The following is a 17,149-nucleotide window of genomic DNA, read 5'->3' on the forward strand; positions in this document are numbered from 1 at the left end:
CTGCAAATTCAACCATCAAAGGTAAACACGCCCTAAATATGAGTAAATATTTTTACTAACTGAAATTTAAAACACAGCAAGCTCACAACTTGTATACAAGTTAATAACAAAATAAGGGGCGTTACAGATCATTATTTTACTAACGCAGTGGGTAAAACGTGTTTGAAGCCATAAAAACAACAATTAAGTTAGTAAAAAATTGATCTACTTAGGATATGTAAGGATTGTTGAGGCTATTGGTTGGCAACAAGATCAGAATTTTACCAACTTAAGTATCTGCCAGATCACTATTTAACTAACTAAACAGCACTGGCAGATCATTATTATACTAGCTAATTAAAAGCACCTAAAAGCTTTGTAAGCTGTTCTAAACGCTTATCAGTCATAACTTTATTATCTATTTTAATAGAAACATCACCGCTTTTAATATTACGCTGTACTGATATAAATTTGTTTTCAAGGACTGCTTCACGTTTTGGAGCAACTTCAGGCTCTGCAGTTAGGCGCTTAGTTATAGCCATAGCACGCTTGTCGTCGCTTGTAATAGCATTAAGCTCTTCATCGTTAGCAAGTGCATTAACAAGCTGGTTAAACGCAGCTTCGTCTCGCTCCTTTGCAATTACCAGCTTTTTAGCTACTTCACGACCTACATGATTAGCTGTAGGATAAAGTGAAATAACATCAGCAGGAATTTGCTCATATGCTTTTACCGCATCAGCAATCGCAGTGTGTGAAACACCTTCAATGGTCGCTATTTCACGGTACGAGCCTTTTTTACCTTGCTCAATTAATTCATTTTTAGTTTGCTGATAAGCTTGGCCGAGTTCCCATAAACTAGGCGCGATGTATTGATCAGACGACACAGCTAAAATTTTAGCATCTTGATCTGTAAAATCAGTAGAGCTAAGCACTAAGTAATCGGCGTTACCTAAAATACAAGCTTTTCGTCTACGTGAGCCTGCTAGTACTAAGCTAGTATCATTTTGCTCCCATAAAAGTGCAGGGTGTTGGTTACGACCATCTTCGCTAATAGCAGGTAATATATCCGATACCGACTTTTCGTTAAGCAGCGCTTGAACACGGCGGTTTTTACCATAAACCTGAGTACTTGCTTCAATATCGCTGTGTGGGATCACTTTACAAACTAGGGTAATTTCGCGCGTAGGATCACTAGGAGCAGGCATTCTAATTACATCGCCAGCGCTGGCTTGCTCTAAAAGTGCATCAAGACTGCTGTTACCTACAGCTGTTGCAAATGGATCTAAGCGGGTGTCGTTTTTACGTTTTCTAGCCATTTTTATTTAACATCCTTACTTAGGGGTATTGAGTGATGATTGAGTAGACTGCCAATTTGATCTAATTAACATTTCAAGTTCATCTACTACATCTTTGATATTTTCTTGAGCACGCATTAGTGACTCTCGGCTTGCTAAACTATCAGACGCTTTTTGATCAAAAATAGTATTAAAAGACGATGAACTAGCGGTAATTGCAGAGCTGTGATTAATTGGATAACTCATTACTTGGCGACCAAAAGCACTACGAACATCTTTTACTATATCGCGTTGAGAGTGATTACCTTTTACATAGTTGGTCACTAAAAATTGCATAAAGTCCCAACCGTTATGGCCTAAGGCTGCAACAGTATGATAAATCTCACCTAATCGTTTTAAGTATTTATTGTTAGCATCAAAATCAACAGCTTCTGGATGAACAGGAATAAGCATAGCAGTAGATGCCATTAAGGCGTTATAAAACATAAAGTTAAGGGTAGGGGCTGTATCAATTAATATAATGTCAAACTCATCTTTAACGGGGGCTATTACTTTTTCAAGTAACTTATGATAATGGCGAGTTTGCTCATAATTAGAGGTGTCTTTGAGTAAAGTAGCAGTTTCATGCTCAAAATAAAAATCGTCCATACCTGATGGTAAAACACGAATATTAGGAATATGGGTTGGTAAAAATGAATTAGAAACAAACTCTGGCCAAGTTTCACCTTCGTCTAAATCAATACAATCACGCATTAAATCGCCAACAGTAATTGGATCGTGCTCACTTGAAGGAAAGAAGCTTGAAGATGAACCTTGCGGATCTAAATCAATTATACCAATACGATAACGTTTGATATTTGTAGTTGCTAAAGCAGCTGCAATATTAACCATGCTAGTTGTTTTACCACAGCCACCTTTAAGCGAATTAATTACTATAACTTGTAATTTGTCGTCATCAGCACGGTGATCTGGCTTAATATCCATAATATCAGCCATAGCAAAAATGTTTACTAAAGTGTAAGCATAGTGGCCATTAGCACCGCGTTTTATATTAAGATCGTCAAAATCACCGTTATCATGTCGTCTTTTTAGGGTACGATTATTACAACCTAGTAAATCAGCTGCTGCTTTTTGAGTGTAGGTTCTTAATTCTTTTTCTTCTGATTTAAGATGAGCGCGGTAATGTTGAATACGTCCTTCTAGTGATTTTTCAGCAACTTCGGCAGTTGCTTTTAAAAGCCGGTAGGTACTTAGCGCGTTATTATTGATAGACATACTTTCTTCCTCAAAGTTAGGCTGCAAGTATAATGTCCATTCAATTAGCTGTAAACAACTATTTAAGACGACATGCATTTTAATAACAAGACATTCAAAAATATTTTTACACCATTAATATTGCTTAGTATAAATAAAGAAGTTTAAAGGTGGTTAAATATATAAGGTAATAAAGGTTAAGGGTGTATAATCTAAATATAACTCTATGATTTTTATAAATAATATAAAAAAAAGCAGATCAGCTTTATACTTGGTTAAGATCAGATCTTTATCTACCCTTGGATCACCTTTTTACTAAGCTATATTTTAAATGTAGGGTTATGCACAAGTTACTCAATTAGTTATGAACAAAAACAGCTTGGCAGATCAACTTTTTACTAAGTAAATTATAAAGTTATGCACCAAGCAGTGCTTTAAAACGTGGCTTTAATTGGTATAGATCTGATCTGTAGTAAGTACAGATCAGATCTATGCTAACTCAATAAGTCTTTATCCACAGGGATAAAAAATTTAAGGCTAATTTGTCGTGCTAATTTTACAAAAAAACTAAATGTGATGGACAAAATAACACCTGAGTTAGTAAAAATTAGATTTATAACTGTACTGTTAGTAAAATAGTGATCTAAAATCATGATAAATACATTAACCTTAGTAAAATAATGATCTGAACATTTTATTTAAACTCGGATCACTTTTATACTAACTTAAACATTTAACTTTTGTCGTTTTATGTGTTGTTATTAGCTGTCGCAATAAAAATGGAAATAAGAACAATGAGCCGAAAGGTCAACATCTCGGTAGATAACTTGCCCGATACACTAAGGGGCCAAATCCACGGGGTGGAAAGTGCAATCGATAACGAAAGTTTAGCACTGTTTACAGATAATAAAGATGTGCGAATTTCAATCGAAAATGCAGCTCATGGATTACGTGCTTACTCTAACACATTTAATCATTATGATTTGTGGGGTCGCTTTGTACGTTCTGGCCATAAAAAATTGCCATTAGAAGAAGCTCCTAAAAAAACAATAATAACGCGTAAAATATCTGAAAAAGTAGATGGTATTTTATATGATGGCGAAATAAAAATAACTCCTGCTGTTGTTAGTACGCGCAAAGATGGTGAAGACGTTGAATATTTAGTATGGCCATCAGATAGAGAAGAAAAAGTTGAGCGCGCACTTATTCGTTTAGCCTCTAAAGGTAAAATAGTAAAAATTAATTTTAAGTCCGGTATTCAATATGCTGTCGTTTTTTCTATGAACGAATTAGCACAGGAGCTTAAAGCGGTTGGGCAGTCAATGCCTTATCCAGCAATCAAAGAATCATTAGAAGCACTTCAAGGTTCTAAGCTTTCATTTAAATATTCTGCTACCGACACTAAGAATTCAGACATTGACGATTCTTTTTATGAGTCAAATATGAATTTTTTATCGTCGCTACACTTTAGTGGTAAAAAAGGTCAAGGTGGCAATGTTAAATGTGTTGCATGTTTAAATGCCTTTGTTCATAACATGATTGATAACCTTGAATACAAAGGATATTACTTTAATAGCGCGCAAGAATTAAAACGCGGCTTATCACGTTGGATGATGTTACGTTTGTATCATCTTTGGCGATATGCGGCGCCAGGTAAAACGTATCATTTTAGATTACTTTCTATTATGGAAAAATATGGCTCTATTTATTCTACCGATGACATTACTGAGAATAAATTAAAGGCATTACGTCGTGATATGACTACGACAATGAAAGATTTGATCGAAAAAGGGGCTATATCTGAATACAGCATCACAAATGTAAAAGATGATAAAACCGGAAATATTATCGACTACACATATGAAATGCATCCATCGGATCAATTTTGCGACGAGATACTTACATTAAACAAACACAATAAACGCATAGAAATTCAAGGCGGTAAACGTATTGTTGAGAATGCAGTTTTAATTGATGAAGATAAAATTGAAGAAATAGTAGAAAAATAAAAAGCTTTATTTTAAACAATTAAACACCAAACCAAAAAGGCCACATTATGTGGCCTTTTTAACATAATCATTATTTGTCTACTTGCTCTAAATATAACCGATCGACTAAAAAATCATACTCTCGCTTACGTGGGTGAGCATCTGGCTTTTGATAATCAGGTAAAATACCAAGCTTTACATCTGGTTCTGGGTTTATCAAAATAAAGGGTAATGCAGCACTAACGTGGTAACGATTTTGAGCTGTGTATCTAACATTTACTTGAGGGCTTACACGGGTAGGGCGTCTAATCCTTAATTTTTCTTTTTCACCTAAACTAGCTACACGCATTTGTTCTTGTGCAACTAATGATTGCCATTTTTGTTGATCAATCATTTTGGGGTTTCTGTAACCGGCCGATTTATCAAGCATCTCTAAAGCCATTTTTTTGGTGAGTGTTTTTGTTGCGTGTTTATGCATCCATGTAAAACGTACTGAAAAAGGCGAATCACTCTCAGAATGTATTTTTCTGTAGGCAGCTAAAGTAATTAAATTAGGCATTGCATTGTGTACCGCTTCAAAACGAGCATCGTTATTATCTATCGCGACAATACAAGCTTTAAAATCAGCCTTAGCTTTATTCACCTGAGCTATTCGATTATTAAGCGCTTCTTTATCTGCATTTTTAATTACAAGTAAACCAGGGTGGCGCTTTAAAACACGACTACTTAAACCATCTTTTTTATAAATATCAGTGAATGAATTAAGGATAGATTTATGTGCTAAATCACCCGAAATCCTATTAGTGATAATAGACTCTGGAACAATGTTTTCATCAGCGCTACTAATATCAGGCAACTGATAATATTCAGCCTTTGAGTATTCACAAGCCTTTAGCTCTTCTACTAACATTAATATTAGTTCATTCATTAAATCAAACTGACTTCTTATTTGTATTTTACTAACCATATGCAACCAAGAACACATCTTACTATTTTGTAATTATCACACATAACCTTTTGTTTGTTTATTATTTTCTCCAATTTATCTCTGTTGCTAAGATAAATTCTAAATAATATTAGGTATGATGTGTTCTTTATTTATTGGTTATACATATAATTACTACGTACACTCTAATTAAATGTAATTCGCTTGTATAATAGCCGGTAAATTAGCTGTGATCCCATTATTCAATGACTAAATCTAACTCACTAATCTACTATGGTGATAAATAATAAACTGCAAATCATGAATGTGAGATATTTTAATTATTTATACTCTTGATGATTGAGGCTTTGGACTCTGAGGGCAAAATGAGCGGTATCAATGTTATGGAGCTTTACTAAACAGCGCTTATTTGAGTTTGTATAAATTGTAAATTGGGTACGTAGTAGGCTAAGTGGATAAGCTAGCTTTAAATAACCTAAAGCCCCATAAACACTATTAGTAATTTTTGTTACCAATTCATTAGAGTTACCGGACCACGACCTAGCATAAGTTCACCTGCATTCATACTGATTATGTTTTTTAATTATTTTAACCCGTAAAGTTAAGATTACAAACCCTTATGTTAAGTATGATGTGTTCTCTTGTTGTTTGTATACACATAATGCTTGCCTTTAATTTAATATAAGATACTCAAAATATAATCAATTTACTTTTATCTTATTGTTATTAAATGAGTAAATATTATAAAAAAAACAAAAAAATGGCGTCCAGAACAGCTTTTTAAAGTTATAAAATTTATATATACCTAGCTCATAACTAAATAATTGGTAAATAGTGAATTTAGTCCTTGAACTTAGGTGCCTGCATACGTTAATTTCTTCTTATCAGGTAATGTAGGAATGAGGAAAGAACATGCAATCGTGGAACCCAAATAGTTGGAGAGAGCTGCCAATACTGCAGCAACCACAATACCCAGATCAAGAAGAGTTAAAGTCAGTAGAGGGCCAATTAAAAAGCGCTCCGCCATTAGTATTTGCTGAGGAAACAAGAAGCTTATTTAAACAGCTTGAAGATGTGTGCGAAGGTCGTGCATTTTTACTTCAAGGTGGTGATTGTGCTGAGTCGTTTAGTGACTTTAACGCAGCTAATATTCGCGATACGTTTAAAACCATTTTACAAATGGCGGTTGTATTAACTTACGGCGGTAAATGCCCTGTAGTTAAAATTGCACGTATGGCTGGCCAATATGCAAAACCACGCTCTGCAGATTTAGAAACAATTGATGGAGTTTCATTACCATCTTACCGTGGTGATATTGTAAATAGCTTTGAATTTACAGAAGAAGCACGCATACCAGACCCTCAACGTTTAATGAAGGCTTACCACAACAGTGCAGCTACATTAAACTTACTACGTGCATTTGCACAAGGTGGCTTAGCTGACTTACACCAGGTAAACCGCTGGAATATGGGTTTTGTTGCCGCTAATCCGCAAAAAGAGCGATTCCAACAACTTGCAGACAAAATTCAAGATGCACTTGAATTTATGGAAGTGTGTGGGATTAATTCTACAATTGCACCTAGCCTTAAAGAAACAGATTTATATACTTCTCACGAAGCCTTATTACTAGGTTACGAAGAAGCGCTAACACGCCGTGACCACCTTTCAGGTGATTGGTACGACTGTTCAGCGCACTTTGTTTGGATTGGTGAACGCACACGCCAACTAGATCATGCCCACATTGAGTTTTTCAAAGGTATTAAAAACCCAATAGGTGTTAAAGTTGGCCCTGGCATGGACCCAGATGACCTAATTCGTTTAATTGATGCAGTAAACCCAGATAACATCCCGGGTCGCTTAACGTTAATTACACGTATGGGTGCTGATGTTCTTCCAGAGAAACTGCCAGCACTAGTTCGCCGCGTTCAACAAGAAGGCCGTAAAGTAATTTGGAGCTCAGATCCAATGCACGGCAATACTGAAAAAGCGACATCTGGTTACAAAACACGTAGCTTTGATAATATTATGCGTGAGATCAGCCAATTCTTTGCAGTACACAAATCTGAAGGTTCATACGCGGGTGGTGTTCACTTAGAAATGACAGGTCAGCACGTAACAGAGTGTACAGGTGGTGCTTACGGTTTATCAGACGATGACCTAGCTCAGCGTTACAAAACACAATGTGACCCTCGCTTAAATGCAGACCAAGTATTAGAAGTTGGTTTCTTAGTAGCTGATTTATTAAAAGACGCTCGTAAGTAATAAGTAAAAAATTAAAGCCGCATATTGCGGCTTTTTTTAGCAAAATAATAAATTAGTTTGTTAGTACTTACGTCGCTCAAGGTTACTATCAATTAAGATTTTAGCAGATATTTCTTCTACCGAGTGATGGGTAGAATTAAAGTACGAAATTTTATGGCGCTTATATAGCATTTCTACTTCACGCACTTCTATTCGGCATTGCCTAATAGACGCGTATTTAGAATTTGCCATACGCCTATGTCTAATTGCAGCTAAACGTTCAGGGTCAATAGTCAGGCCAAACAACTTATGTTTGTAAGGGAGTAAACATTTAGGTAATCCCTCACTTTCTAAGTCGTCTTCTGTTATTGGGTAATTAGCGGCTTTAATACCGTATTGTAATGCTAAGTATAAACTTGTTGGTGTTTTACCACTGCGACTCACGCCAACTAAAATAATATCGGCTTCAGAAAAATTTTTAATATTGCCACCGTCATCATTCATCAGTGCGTAGTTGACGGCGTCAATTCTAAAATCATAGCTTTTTTCATGAATAGAATGCGTGCGGTGCATTTTTGGTACTGGTGCTACATCAAGCTCTTTTTGTATTTTTTCGCTATAAGTAGAGAGAAAATCGTAAGCAACAGCATCGGCCGATTTAATAATTTCACTTAAGTTATGATTAACGAAGGTAAAGAACACAAATGGCTTCTCACCTTCTTTTGCAGCAGTTGCGTTAATTAACGCTTTAATTTCATTTGCTTTTTCTTCTGTTTCCACAAAAGGAATAGTTTTATGATTAAAATCAACCGGAAATAACGACAAAGTAGCGTGCCCAAACACCTCTGAGGTGATTGCAGTACCGTCTGATATATAAAAAGCAGTTCTCATAGTTAACCTTTTTATTACGTTTAATCCCTAAAATGGGTTACTCACGGTTTACGTGAGGACTAATGCCAGTGTAGAATGAAGGTGACCTTTATAAAAGGTTTTCTTTCTTAACTCTCACAGTTTCAACTACAATTTGTTTTTTGGAGAAAGACCCGTGCAAGAATACGTTCTCTGGTATCAAGAGCTTGGTATGCAAGATGTTCCTCGTGTTGGTGGTAAAAATGCCTCACTCGGTGAAATGATTTCAAACCTAGCAAACGCAGGTGTACAGGTTCCGGGTGGTTTTGCCACTACAGCCGACGCTTTTAACGAGTTTTTAGATCAATCAGGACTCACCGCAAAAATTCACGACATTTTAGATACACTCGATGTTGATGATGTAAATACACTTGCCAAAGTAGGTGCCGATATCCGCCAATGGATAATCGATACACCATTCCAACCTAACCTAGATAAAGCAATCCGCGACGCTTACAGTCAACTCCACGGTGACACAACAGCAGAAGTTTCTTTTGCAGTACGTTCATCAGCTACCGCTGAAGACATGCCAGATGCATCATTCGCAGGCCAACAAGAAACTTTCCTAAACGTAGTAGGTATCGACTCAGTAATGGTCGCTATTAAACACGTGTTTGCTTCTTTATTTAACGACCGTGCAATATCTTACCGCGTTCACCAAGGTTACGATCATCGTGGCGTAGCGTTATCTGCTGGTATTCAGCGCATGGTACGCTCAGATAAATCAGCATCAGGCGTCATGTTTAGTATTGATACAGAGTCTGGTTTTGAAGACGTTGTATTTGTTACATCAAGCTATGGCTTAGGTGAAATGGTTGTACAGGGCGCAGTAAACCCTGATGAATTTTATGTTCACAAACCAACATTACTAAAAAACAAACCTTCAGTAGTACGTCGTAACATTGGTTCTAAAGCCATTCAAATGATTTACTCACAAGATAAAGCACATGGTAAGCAAGTAGACATCGTTGATGTAGACCCAGCGCTTTCAAACAAATTTTCGATTACAGATGAAGAAGTGCAAGATCTTGCCAAACAAGCTGTAATTATCGAAAAACATTACGGTCGTCCTATGGACATCGAATGGGCAAAAGACGGTAATGACGGCAAACTATATATAGTTCAAGCGCGTCCAGAAACCGTGCGCTCAAACGAAGACGCAAACGTAATGGAACGTTTTCAATTAAACGGTACTAGCAACGTAATTGTTGAAGGCCGTGCAATTGGTCACAAAATTGGTAGCGGTGTTGTACGCGTACTCGATTCAATTAAAGAAATGGATCAAGTACAAGAAGGTGACATTTTAGTGACCGACATGACCGACCCAGATTGGGAACCAATCATGAAGCGTGCTGCAGCCATTGTTACAAATCGTGGTGGTCGTACGTGTCATGCTGCAATTATTGCACGTGAATTAGGTATTCCAGCAGTGGTTGGTTGTGGTAATGCAACCGATTTAATCAAAGCGGGTCAAGAAGTAACAGTATCATGTGCCGAAGGCGATACAGGTTACATCTACGAAGGTATTTTAGACTTTGAAATACTAACGTCGCGTGTTGATAAAATGCCAGAACTACCAATGAAAGTGATGATGAACGTAGGTAATCCCGATCGTGCATTCGACTTTGCACGTTTACCGCATGCAGGTGTTGGCCTTGCCCGTGTTGAGTTTGTTATTAACCGCATGATTGGTGTGCATCCTAAGGCACTTTTAAACTTTGATGCGCAAACACCTGCTCTACAAGCAGAAATTACCGACATTATTGCCGGTTACGAATCACCTGTAGAATTTTATATCTCTAAGTTAGTAGAGGGTATTTCTACACTTGGTTGTGCCTTTGCACCAGAGCGCGTAATTGTGCGTATGTCTGATTTTAAATCAAACGAATACGCAAACTTAGTTGGTGGTGAGCAGTACGAACCAGAAGAAGAAAACCCAATGATTGGTTTTCGTGGTGCTGCACGTTATATCTCTGAAGACTTCCGTGATTGTTTTGCCCTTGAGTGTGAAGCAATAAAACGCGTAAGAAACACCATGGATATGACCAACATCGAAATCATGATTCCATTCGTACGTACCCTTGAAGAAGGTAAACGCGTAATCGAATTACTAGAAGAGCATGGCCTTAAACGTGGCGAAAATGGTCTTAAAGTAATCATGATGTGTGAGCTTCCGTCAAATGCATTACTTGCAGATGAATTTTTAGAAATGTTCGATGGATTTTCTATCGGCTCTAACGATTTAACTCAGCTAACACTTGGTTTAGACCGTGACTCAGGTTTAATCGCACATTTATTTGATGAGCGTAACCCTGCTATTAAAAAGCTACTTTCAATGGCTATTAAAACAGCTAAAGAAAAAGGTAAATACGTAGGTATTTGTGGCCAAGGACCTTCAGATCATGAAGACTTTGCAGCATGGTTAGTAGAGCAGGGCATTGATTCTGTTTCACTAAATCCAGATACAGTACTAGAAACTTGGTTATACCTAGCAGACAAACTTGCTAAATAATTACGGTTTTAGTTACTAATAAAAATGCCAGCTTTATAGCTGGCATTTTTGTATGTGGTATAATTTAGCGTGCTAATTTTTTATCTAAATAATTACACGATTTAGTTAAGGCTTTTTGGCATAGTTTTAAATAATGCCTCGCTTTTGGGTAGTAAAAAGAAAAGCACAGTAACCCCGCCATAAAAAATATTAGCGACGGGCCTGGCACGATTGCAAAAAACAACCCAAGCAAAATAAACAAAACACCTATGATCTGTAATAGTAATTTTTTCATATAAACCTCTATACATTGGTTTAACTTGATTATAAATACAGAACCTCAAAATACGACAAAAAGAGTGTTACAAACTGTAAAATCTTCAATTTCTATTAGCCATCACCATGATATAATTACACAAATGCCTTAAATTATCGCCGTCATGATAGCAACAATTACACAGCAAGATGCAGCGACCGAACTTGTCGCAAATTACTTAAGTACTATTAAAAATCAAGGTTTTAGCGGAGACACCGATGCAAGCTATGCAACGCGTTTAACTGCCTCTACCGATAACAGTATTTATCAGCAAATTCCGCAAGGTGTTATTTTTCCTAAAACTGAAAAAGACATTCAACTCGCTTTGCAAACCGCATCTCGCGACCCGTTTTTGTCGCTTACTTTTGGCCCTCGCGGCGGTGGCACGGGTACTAACGGGCAGTCACTAACGCCCGGTATTGTTGTTGATTTATCACGTTATATGCGAGAAATTCTCGAAATTAACGTAGAAGAAGGTTGGGTAAGAGTACAAACAGGTGTAATAAAAGATCAATTAAACGACTTTTTAAAACCTTATGGTTTTTTCTTTTCACCCGACTTATCTACTAGTAATCGAGCAACTATTGGCGGAATGATCAGCACCGATGCATCAGGCCAAGGGTCACTCGTTTACGGTAAAACCAGTAATCATGTTTTAGGTTTAACCACCTATTTGGTTGATGGCACACCTATGGTTACCTCGCCAATCGACATACAAAAAGCAAAAGTTATCGCCGAGCAAGACTCACTTATAGGCAGTTTATACAAAACAGTATTAGATATTTCTATTACGCAGCGCGATGCTATTTTAGAGAAATTCCCGCGTTTAAATCGCTTTTTAACCGGTTACGACCTAGAGCATGTGCTAAGTGATGACTTACAAACTTTTGATATGAGCAGGCTAATTACCGGATCAGAAGGCTCATTAGGTATAGTTACTGAGGCAAAATTAAACTTAACTCCCATAGCCGAGTTTAAAACACTCATAAATATTAAGTACGATAGTTTTGATTCTGCACTTCGTCATTCACCTTTTTTGGTAGATGCACGTGCAACCTCTGTTGAAACAGTCGACAGTAAAGTATTAAATTTAGCCCGCGAAGATATAATTTGGCATTCAGTATCGGACTTAATAACCGACGTACCAAATAAAGATATGCAAGGGCTCAACATGGTTGAGTTTAATGCAGTATCTCCCGACGACATAAAAGACAAAGTAAACACACTTTGTACATTATTAGATCAGTGCGTAGCAAATCAAACCAACGGTGTAATTGGTTATCAGTTAACCAACGATAAAAGCGATATTTTAAAAATTTACGCAATGCGTAAAAAGTCAGTGGGTTTGCTTGGTAATGTTAAAGGCAGCCAAAAGCCATTAGCCTTTGCCGAAGACACCGCAGTACCGCCAGAAAACTTAGCCGATTATATTGTAGAATTTAGAGCATTACTCGATAGCCATAATTTACAATATGGTATGTTTGGCCATGTTGATGCCGGCGTTTTACACGTACGCCCAGCACTTGATATGTGCGACCCAGAACAAGAAAAACTACTGCGTACAATTTCTGATGATGTTGTAAAACTCACTGCAAAATATGGCGGGTTAATGTGGGGCGAGCACGGTAAAGGTTATCGCAGCGAATATGGCCCAGAATTTTTTGGCGAGCATTTATTTAATCAACTGCGCAAAATTAAAACGGCATTCGATCCTAATAACAGAATCAACCCTGGTAAAATATGTACACCTATTGAAAGTGAAGACTCACTTGTAAGTGTAGATAGCCAAAAACGCTCGTACTTTGATAAACAAATATCTATCGATGTAAAAACCAGTTTTAATAACGCCATGACCTGTAATGGTAACGGAATATGCTTTAACTACGACGAAAATTCACCTATGTGTCCGTCGTATAAAGTAACCGGCGATCGTAGGCATTCACCAAAAGGGCGCGCAACATTAATGCGTGAATGGTTACGACTTCAAGAATCAAAAAATGTAGATTTACTGGAAGTAGAAAAAGAGCTTAATAAAGGTGAAGTTATTACCTGGTGGGAACGTTTTGTTCATAGCCGAGAAAAAAACAAAGGCGTTTACGATTTTTCTCACGAAGTAAAAGAATCTATGGATGAATGTTTAGCATGTAAAGCGTGTACAACTTCATGCCCAATAAAAGTAGATGTACCAACTTTTAGAGCGCGCTTTTTAAATTATTACCATAGTTATTACGCGCGTCCACTTAAAGATTATTTAGTCGCAAACATAGAAACTTCAGCTCCGCTTATGTCAAAATTTGCACGAGTAATTAATCCTGTTGTAAAAACCAATTTAGTAAGTGGGTTAATTAAAAAAACGGTTGGCTATGTCGATACACCTCAATTAAGTATTCCATCACTTGATAAACGTGTAGCCAAAGCGCATAAATTTAATTTTGAATTATTAAGCTCACTTTCAAGTGAAGAGCAAAATAATTATGTGCTAATTGTGCAAGACCCGTTTACTAGTTTTTACGAAGCTGAATTAGTACAAAGTTTTATAACGCTTATAACTGCACTGGGTAAAAAGTCAATGCTATTACCCTTTAAACCAAATGGTAAAGCACAGCACGTTAAAGGTTTTTTACACGAGTTTAAAGTAACAGCAAAAAATGCCGCCGAGTTTTTAAATAAACTCAGTGATATAAATGCGCCACTGGTTGGTTTAGATGCATCGTTGGTTATGTGTTATCGCGATGAGTACAACACTATTTTAGAAAATAACCGCGGTGATTTTCATGTACAAATTGCACATGAATGGCTGCAAACTCAATCTTTCAAATCGTTAAGTGCAACGCAAAAGCAAGATACAGAATTTACACTACTTAGCCACTGTACAGAAACAACGGCATTACCAAAAGCGGCAAGTGTTTGGAAAACTATTTTTACCGACATTGGTTTATCACTAAACACGACAAATACCGGGTGTTGTGGAATGGCGGGTACATACGGCCACGAAGCACAAAACCAAAAAAACTCTCGTGCACTTTACGAAATGAGTTGGAAACCAATTGTAGACAAAAATAAGCCAGAGCAACTTTTATCTACCGGGTTTTCGTGCCGCAGCCAAGTTAAACGCTTTGAACAATTTAAACCTAAGCACCCAATAGAGTTACTCGCACAGGTACTTAGCTAATAAAAGTTAAAAATAAAAAAGGCGTAACTTAAAAATAAGTTACGCCTTTTTTATTAATACCCATTCGCTTTATTAAATGACCAATTTTGAGGCTGGAAAAAAGCCTTTAAACTTCGGCAAAAATTTTGCTAATTTTTATAAAAGTTATTTAGATTGTTTAGCAAAACTATCTGCAATTGGCTTTGTACTTATACCGTGAATAAACACACTAAATAAAATAGTTGTCATGGCGATAGTTGCAATGTCGTATTTATTTTCTATTTGTGTATCTATAACCATTAAAGTAAAAACAATCGATGCTAAACCTCGCGGTCCAAACCAAGCAAATGTAAAACGTTCCTTAATATTGAGCGCTGTAAATTGAAGCGACAACATAACCGGAATTATTCTAATTAACGTAGTACTAAGTAACGCATAAATAATTATTTCTTTATTCAAATTTGGTAAAACTAAATATGCACAAACAAAACCAAACAGGCACCAAATCATTAACGATGTAAAATCAGCAATATGCTCCGAATCTTCAATCAGTTCTGCTCGCACACTTGTGTCTGAAAACTTATCAAATAACAAACCCGCAATAAATACAGCAATAAAACCACTGCCATGAAAATACTGCGTTATTGAAAAAATAGCCATGGCAAAACCTAATAGCAAAAATGGGCTAGTGTTTTGTGCAAAGTAATGACGTTTCATTGCAAAATTTAATACCGGAATAAATAAAGCAATTGAAGTAACAGCTATCAAGACAGCTAAACCTAATTCTCGCGAAAATACACCTAATGTTTGCGATGCTGTTATTGCTGAATCAGGATTTTTAGCAAGTAAAATAAATATTAAAAATACAGGTACACATAAACCATCGTTTAATCCGCTTTCAGTATTTATACCTTCTCGAATTTTTTCAGGTACATTTGTACTTGCTAATAAACCTTTACTTAACGCTGCATCGGTCGGCGTTAAAATTATTGCAAGCAGTGCAGTTTGAATAAGTGATAACTCTGTAAATAAAAATAGTCCAGCGCCAATGCCAAAAAGTAAAGTAAGGGGTAGGGCAACAAACAGTAATAAACTAGGATACTGAAAACTATGTTTTAAAACACTTAATTTAGATTTAGCCGCATCCGAAAATAAAAATATACTTAAAGTCAGTTCTATTAACGGTAATAAAAAATCTATACCCGTTTTTAATTCTTCGCCTTCATTGGGTAGTAACCACGCTAAGCCCATTCCGCCTAAAACAAAAAACATGGGTCCTGTAATTTCTGTCCGCTCTAATTGCCTAATAGAAATTGAGTAAACTAAAAATAAAAAACCTATAAATGCTATTACTAAGTATTCCATTAAATTTTCCTTTTAACGCCAGATTTTGCTCGCTCTTTAATATTTGTTTGAATATAAATTTGATCGGTTGTCGCAATTTTAGAGTGACCTAAATCTTCCGATAAATGTTTTAAAGGCCGTGTTTGTGCATCGTGTGTTGCACCGGTATGGCGTAGCCAATGTGCAGTTGCTGCTTCAAGTTGTTCTGCATCATCTTTAAAACCATCATCAAGTAAAGATTGTTGGGCTAAATCAAAACTTTGTTGCACTAAACGCCTAATTTGCCTAACGGTCATTCCACCTTGGCCACGAATTTTATGAACTAATGGTTCTGATTCGTCAACGCGAGGTAGGGCGGGTAACCCTCTGTATAATCGGTAGCGTTTTAAATATTCAACAAAATCATCACTTAACGTAACATCACGAAGTTTATTGCCTTTACCCATAATACGTAAAAACCAAAATCCGTCATTATCTTGCCAAAAATGAGACATAACAGGCGACCACTGCGGACGCTCTGACAATTCAGAAATCCGTAAATATAACCCTTTTAAACACGCTAAGGTAAATAAATTACGCTCAAGATCTGGTTTTTGTTCGCATAAATCACGTGTTACACCAAATACATATTCCCACTGAATATCACTTAATGTATCAGGAATTTGTATTTGAGACTGAACCACTAAATAGGGGCTATTTTTTTTAACCACAGGGACAAAGTTCGCGAATGTGCGTTCTTCTAATATCGCAAATTTAAAAAACACGTTTAATGCAGTAAACATAGCCGATAAAGTTTGCTGGCTTGCTATAGATTCTTTTTGCATGAAAGGGCGCCAATTTTGGTTTAATCGGCGAATACCTTGCTCATCTTTATAGCGCCATTGCACAGAAGTTGATGCCCATTTTTTATCTGGCTCAACCATAAAATCGACATAGGCTTCAATGTCTTCACGCTTTAAATCGAACACTGATTTTTCGGCAATTAACCAAGACCATAAATAAAAGCGTTCTAGCTCATTTCGAAAACGACTATATGTTGCTTCTGATTTTCGTCCGTAAACATATAAAAACTGGTATAAAAATTTAAGATCAGCCTTTGATTCAGTTACAGTCAAGCCAACTTGCTGTATAAAGGATGCAAGTTCTGGGTATTCTGATTTAAGAGTATCGTCATCAAGATGAGCAATTTGGTATCTTAATTGTTTTAACGTATCAACTAAAGCAACAAGCATAAT

11 protein-coding genes are annotated in these 17,149 nt (G+C 36.6%); 4 read left to right on the forward strand and 7 right to left on the reverse strand.

Translation table 11 applies throughout. The features are described from left to right. Window positions 1-332 precede the first annotated feature (332 nt). The gene (locus CWC11_RS12955; RefSeq protein ID WP_138683018.1) at window positions 333-1,295 is read right to left on the reverse strand and encodes a transcriptional regulator; all 963 of its coding nucleotides are present in this window, start codon (window positions 1,293-1,295) and stop codon (window positions 333-335) included. A gap of 15 nt (window positions 1,296-1,310) precedes the next feature. Next, window positions 1,311-2,549, reverse strand: a complete 1,239-nt coding sequence (locus CWC11_RS12960; RefSeq protein ID WP_138683019.1) for an AAA family ATPase — start codon at window positions 2,547-2,549, stop codon at window positions 1,311-1,313. Between the two features lie 773 nt (window positions 2,550-3,322). On the opposite strand from CWC11_RS12960, the gene CWC11_RS12965 reads away from it, so the two are divergent. After that, entirely contained in the window at window positions 3,323-4,537 is a 1,215-nt protein-coding gene (locus CWC11_RS12965; protein ID WP_033021802.1) for a hypothetical protein, read from the forward strand. A 70-nt stretch (window positions 4,538-4,607) separates the two neighbouring features. Here the strand turns inward: CWC11_RS12965 and CWC11_RS12970 are convergent, their stop codons facing one another. Then, complete coding sequence (locus tag CWC11_RS12970; RefSeq protein ID WP_138683020.1) at window positions 4,608-5,483, reverse strand: DNA replication terminus site-binding protein; 876 nt, start codon at window positions 5,481-5,483, stop codon at window positions 4,608-4,610. 891 nt (window positions 5,484-6,374) lie between these two features. On the opposite strand from CWC11_RS12970, the gene CWC11_RS12975 reads away from it, so the two are divergent. After that, window positions 6,375-7,724, forward strand: coding sequence for a class II 3-deoxy-7-phosphoheptulonate synthase (locus CWC11_RS12975; protein ID WP_002962128.1), 1,350 nt, complete (start codon window positions 6,375-6,377; stop codon window positions 7,722-7,724). A 60-nt stretch (window positions 7,725-7,784) separates the two neighbouring features. Here the strand turns inward: CWC11_RS12975 and ppsR are convergent, their stop codons facing one another. Beyond that, complete coding sequence (ppsR, locus tag CWC11_RS12980) at window positions 7,785-8,594, reverse strand: posphoenolpyruvate synthetase regulatory kinase/phosphorylase PpsR (RefSeq protein WP_002962129.1); 810 nt, start codon at window positions 8,592-8,594, stop codon at window positions 7,785-7,787. A gap of 154 nt (window positions 8,595-8,748) precedes the next feature. Between ppsR and ppsA the strand changes: the two genes are divergently transcribed. Next, window positions 8,749-11,124, forward strand: a complete 2,376-nt coding sequence (gene ppsA / locus CWC11_RS12985) for a phosphoenolpyruvate synthase (protein ID WP_138683021.1) — start codon at window positions 8,749-8,751, stop codon at window positions 11,122-11,124. Window positions 11,125-11,188: 64 nt separating this feature from the next. Here the strand turns inward: ppsA and CWC11_RS12990 are convergent, their stop codons facing one another. Further along, on the reverse strand, window positions 11,189-11,398 hold the full coding sequence (locus tag CWC11_RS12990) for a PGPGW domain-containing protein (RefSeq protein ID WP_089349815.1): 210 nt from the start codon (window positions 11,396-11,398) through the stop codon (window positions 11,189-11,191). Between the two features lie 145 nt (window positions 11,399-11,543). Here CWC11_RS12990 and ydiJ point away from each other — a divergent pair, with 145 nt between their 5' ends. Continuing rightward, on the forward strand, window positions 11,544-14,591 hold the full coding sequence (ydiJ, locus tag CWC11_RS12995) for a D-2-hydroxyglutarate dehydrogenase YdiJ (protein ID WP_138683022.1): 3,048 nt from the start codon (window positions 11,544-11,546) through the stop codon (window positions 14,589-14,591). A 144-nt stretch (window positions 14,592-14,735) separates the two neighbouring features. On the opposite strand, the gene CWC11_RS13000 is transcribed toward ydiJ, so the two are convergent. Beyond that, window positions 14,736-15,935, reverse strand: coding sequence for a cation:proton antiporter (locus CWC11_RS13000; protein WP_138683023.1), 1,200 nt, complete (start codon window positions 15,933-15,935; stop codon window positions 14,736-14,738). After that, window positions 15,935-17,146 (reverse strand): tyrosine-type recombinase/integrase, encoded by a 1,212-nt coding sequence (locus CWC11_RS13005; RefSeq protein ID WP_104644155.1) that lies wholly within the window; start codon window positions 17,144-17,146, stop codon window positions 15,935-15,937. The genes CWC11_RS13000 and CWC11_RS13005 overlap by 1 nt, the downstream gene beginning before the upstream one ends. Window positions 17,147-17,149 lie beyond the last annotated feature (3 nt).

Origin of the sequence: Pseudoalteromonas sp. S3178 (genome assembly GCF_005886985.1) — a bacterium.
GTDB classification, from domain to species: domain Bacteria; phylum Pseudomonadota; class Gammaproteobacteria; order Enterobacterales; family Alteromonadaceae; genus Pseudoalteromonas; species Pseudoalteromonas carrageenovora.